The following is a 4,473-nucleotide window of genomic DNA, read 5'->3' on the forward strand; positions in this document are numbered from 1 at the left end:
TCTGGCGATTTCGTGCGACGCGCGAAGGCTACGATGCTGCCACCTCGCTGAAAGTCGACCCGATGCGCCTCGTTCCCATTCTCGCGACCCTCGTTCTCGCAACGCTGCCGTTGCCGGCCCTGGCGTCTTCCTGCGCCGACCAGATCGGCACCATCGAACGCCGGCTCGATTCAGCCGGGGCCGTTCAGGTCACGGGATTGCAGAGCGGGCACGCCCTCCGGACCGGGTCGCCCCGGGGCGTGACCACCGTTCGTCTCGACGCTCCGAGCGATCCCGAGACGGTCTCGACGGCCGAGCATGTGGGCCACGCCCGGTCGTTGATCCTGCGTGCGGCCGCCGAGGACCGCCGGGGCGACAAGCGCGCCTGCGAGGACACCATGACCGAGGCTAAGGGCATGATCGGCGCACTTCCGTAGCCCGGCCGGGTTGCCCCTAGACAAAATCATCCATGAAAGCGTTGCGATGACCGGACATCTCGGGACTGCCCCGACAGGGCTCCTGGAGCGATCCATCGATAGGCCGCGCGCCCTGGCGCGGCGGTTTGGAAACCTCGCCGGGAGCCGGGCCTACGATCTGTTCGTGCCGTCCTGGTACGTGGGCGGCGCGTTGCCGCTCGTGGTCATGCTGCATGGCTGCTCGCAATCCGCGCGGGATTTCGCCATCGGCACCCGCATGGATCGGCTGGCGGAGGAGCAGGGCTTCCTCATCGCCTATCCGGACCAGCCGAGATCGGCCAACATCGCCAAGAGCTGGAACTGGTTCCGGAACGGCGACCAGCGGCGCGACCGTGGCGAGCCATCGATCCTGGCCGGCCTGACCCGCCAAGTCATCGCTGATTTCAACGTCGATCCTGCCCGGGTCTACATCGCCGGCCTGTCCTCCGGCGGGGCGGCGGCCGCCGTCATGGCGCTGGCCTACCCGGAGCTCTATGCCGGCGTGGGCATCCATTCCGGCCTCGCCTGCGGGTCCGCCGGATCGATGGCGGAAGCGATGCTCGCCATGCGGCGCGGCGCTCTGCTGGAGCCGATGCGGGCGACCCATCCGGTGCCCACCATCGTGTTTCACGGGGACCGCGACCGGACCGTGTCCCCGGTCAACGGCGACCAGGCCATCGCGCAGGCGCGTCCGGACGCGGCCCTCACCGTCGCGACCATCGCGGGGCGCTCCAGCGGTGGAATGGCCTATACACGGACCGTGCTGACCGAAGCGGACGGGCCGTGGTCGTCGGAGCAGTGGCTGCTTCACGGCGCGGGTCACGCCTGGGCCGGCGGCAACCCGGCCGGCTCGCACACGGACCCGGCGGGTCCCGATGCCAGCCAGGAAATGCTACGGTTCTTCCTGTCCCACGCGAAGGGCGGCGGGCCGCGCCGGCACTGACCGTCCTTCGGGAGGGTCAACCGATCCCGCAGGAGCGCGCCTTGGTCGAGCTACGCATCCATCACCGGACGACCTACCGCTACCGCCAGCCCGTCGGCCTCGGGGCCCACCGCCTGATGCTGCGGCCCCGGGAGAGCCGCGACCTCAGGCTCGTCTCGAGCGCCGTCGCGGTGACGCCGGACGCGATCGTGAACTGGGCCAACGATGTCGCGGGAAACGCGGTCGCGACGGTCCAGTTCAGGGCCCCTTCCGACACCCTCGTCATCGACAGCGTCGCGCGCGTCGAACTGTCCGCGCTCGCCTATCCGGTCTTCGACATCGCCGCCTCGGCCATCACGTTCCCGTTCCGGTATTCCGACGACGAGTGGACGGATCTCGGGGCGCTGACGGTGCGGCAATACCCGGGAGGCGACGGCCTGCCCGGCTGGGCGCAGGGCTTCGTCGCGGGGTGCCCGACCGACACCCTGTCCCTGCTCAAGGACATCAATGCGGGAATCGGCGGCGGGCTTCGTTATCAAGCCCGCGAAGACGAGGGCACGCAGTCGCCGGGCCAGACCCTGGCCTCAGGGCAAGGCTCCTGCCGGGATCTCGCCACGCTCTTCGTCGAGGCGGCCCGCTGCCTCGGCTTCGGCGCGCGGGTGGTCTCGGGGTATCTCCACGATCCGACGCGCACGCTGCTCGGCTCGGCCGATGGCGGGTCGACCCATGCCTGGGCCGAGATCTACCTGCCCGGCGCGGGCTGGATCACCTTCGATCCGACGAACCGCAGCGTCGGTGGCGCGAACCTGATCCCCGTCGCCGTGGCGCGCGACATCCGCCAGGCCATGCCGGTGACGGGCAGTTTCATGGGACCGGCGGACGCGTTCCTCGACATGTCGGTGGCGGTCAGCGTCTCCGCCTGACCGGCCTCTCCTACCTGCGCCCCCAGATTCCCGCCCGCTCGGAGCGAGCCTGCTCCTCGGCGGCGAGCAGGTCGGCGGGGGCGTCCTCTGCGGCGCGGGCGCCTCCGGCCGTGAGGATGAGGGAGGCGAGGTCGTCGCCGTCGATCTGGCAGCGGAGCTGCTCGGCGTTCGCATCGGCCCCGGCGGCGGGCGCGCAGGTCACCTCGCGGCGGCGCAGATAGCGGGCGAGCTGGCGCGCCAGGGCTCCGCCCTCCCCCTCGACCCCGAGGAGCCGGATCGTGCGCCCCCGGAAAGCCAGCGTCCCGGTGTCGATCACCTCGGGAACGCCGCGCAGGCCCGGAACGGCGGTGTTGGTGGCGACCTCCTTGGCCGGGGCCGGCTCGGCGCGGGCGGCCGAGGGGCGCTTGCGGCCCTTGGCGAGTTGCGCCGTCGCCCGCTGGACGAAATCGTGGAAGATGCTGGCCGGCAGGTCGCCGCCGCCGACGCGGTTCATCGACGAATTGTCGTCGTTGCCGACCCAGACGCCGACGACGAGGTCCGGCGTCATGCCGATGAACCAGGCGTCGCGGTAATCCTGCGTCGTGCCGGTCTTGCCACCCACCGGCAGGCCCTGCACCCGCGCGCCCTTGCCGGTGCCGCCATCGACCACGGCCTGGAGCGAATCGAGCATCATCGCCCGCGCCTCGGTGGAAAGCGCCGTGCCGGGCTTGGCCTCCGCCCGCAGATAGAGTGGCTGGGGCGCGGGGCCCCGGATCGCGTGGACGCTGTGCGTGTCCACCGGCGCCGCCCCGGCGAGCACGCCCGCATAGGCGCGGGTCATCTCCAGCAGGGTGACCTCGGCCGAACCGAGCGCCAGGCTCGGCACGTTCGGCAGTTCGGAGGTCACGCCCATGCGGTGCGCGGTGGCGATGACGGCGGGGATGCCGACCTCGTCGGCGAGTTGCGCCGCCACCGTGTTGACCGACTGCGCGAACGCACTGCGCAGGGGCATCGCGCCCTTGAACCGGCCGGTGGAGTTCTGCGGCTCCCAGTCGCCGATCTGGATCGGCCGGTCGACCAGCACCGTCTCCGGGTTGAAGCCGTTCTCGTAGGCCGTGAGGTAGACGAACAGCTTGAACAGCGAGCCGGCTTGGCGCTTGGCCTGGGTGGCGCGGTTGAACTGGCTGTCCTCGTAGTCGCGTCCGCCCACCATGGCGAGGATCGCGCCCTCCTTGTTGAGCACCACCACGGCGCCTTGACCCGCCTTCTTCTTGGGCCCTTCCGCGTCGAGGCGCCGGGCGACGACGCCCTCGGCGAGGCTCTGGAGATCGAGGTTGAGGGTGGTGCGCACGGTGACGTCCCCGGGGGCGTCGGCGAGCTTCTTGGCCTCGGCCGAGACCATGTCGAGGAAGTAGTTGGTGCCGGGCGGCGTCTCGGGGGGTGTCCGCAGGGTGATGGTTTGGGCCCGGGCCTTGTCGGCCTCGGACGCCGTGATGGCGCCGGTCTCGACCATGGTCTGCAGCACCACGTCGGCCCGCTCCTTGGCGCCGCCGAAATTGCGGGTGGGGGCGAGCTGCGAGGGCGCGCGCACGAGGCCCGCCAGCATCGCGGCCTCAGGCAGGGTCAGCGCCTTGGCGCCCTTGCCGAAGTAGCGCCGGGCGGCGGCGTCGATGCCGTAGGCGCCGGCGCCGAAATAGGCGGTGTTGAGGTAGCCGAGAAGGATGTCGTCCTTCGACATCGTCGCCTCGACCCTCAGGGCCAGGAACGCCTCCTGGATCTTGCGCCGCAGGGTCTTTTCCTGGGTCAGGGAGGTGAGCCGGACATATTGCTGCGTGATGGTGGAGGCGCCCTCGCGCACGCCGCCGCCGATCAGGTTCCGGTACATCGCGCGCAGCATCCCGCGCGGGTCGACGCCCCAATGCGATCGGAAGCGCCGGTCCTCGATGGCGATGACCGCCTGGGCGAGGTGGGCCGGCATCTCGGCGGCGGTGAGTTTCTGGCCCTGGAAGGCGCCGCGCGTGGCAAAGACCCGGCCGTCATCGGCCTCAACCGTGAGCGCGCGCTGGCCCGCTTCCGGCACAACGCCGCCGAGGGGCGGCAGGGTCGCGAAACTGTAGAGGACGAGCCCGGCCAGCAGAGCGAGCGGCAGCAGGACGAGCACACAAGCGGCGGCGAGCCAAGGCCTGCGATGCAGGCGACCGATGAGAGGCGTACC

At 71.0% G+C, this 4,473-nt stretch carries 4 protein-coding genes; 3 read left to right on the plus strand and 1 reads right to left on the minus strand.

From position 1 onward, the window contains the following. From JWQ05_RS08765 to JWQ05_RS08775, 3 genes are all read left to right on the plus strand, one after another. Positions 1–416: hypothetical protein (locus JWQ05_RS08765; protein WP_299657627.1), on the plus strand; the 416-nt coding region annotated here is incomplete at its 5' end. A 46-nt stretch (positions 417–462) separates the two neighbouring features. Further along, positions 463–1,377, plus strand: coding sequence for a PHB depolymerase family esterase (locus tag JWQ05_RS08770; RefSeq protein WP_299657630.1), 915 nt, complete (start codon positions 463–465; stop codon positions 1,375–1,377). Positions 1,378–1,418: 41 nt separating this feature from the next. Further along, entirely contained in the window at positions 1,419–2,279 is an 861-nt protein-coding gene (locus tag JWQ05_RS08775; RefSeq protein WP_299657632.1) for a transglutaminase family protein, read from the plus strand. Positions 2,280–2,289: 10 nt separating this feature from the next. Here the strand turns inward: JWQ05_RS08775 and JWQ05_RS08780 are convergent. Next, the coding region (locus tag JWQ05_RS08780) for a PBP1A family penicillin-binding protein (protein WP_299657634.1) at positions 2,290–4,473 on the minus strand (2,184 nt) is incomplete at its 5' end.

The sequence above is a fragment of the Methylobacterium sp. genome (assembly GCF_028290105.1).
Taxonomy (GTDB): Bacteria; Pseudomonadota; Alphaproteobacteria; order Rhizobiales; family Beijerinckiaceae; genus Methylobacterium.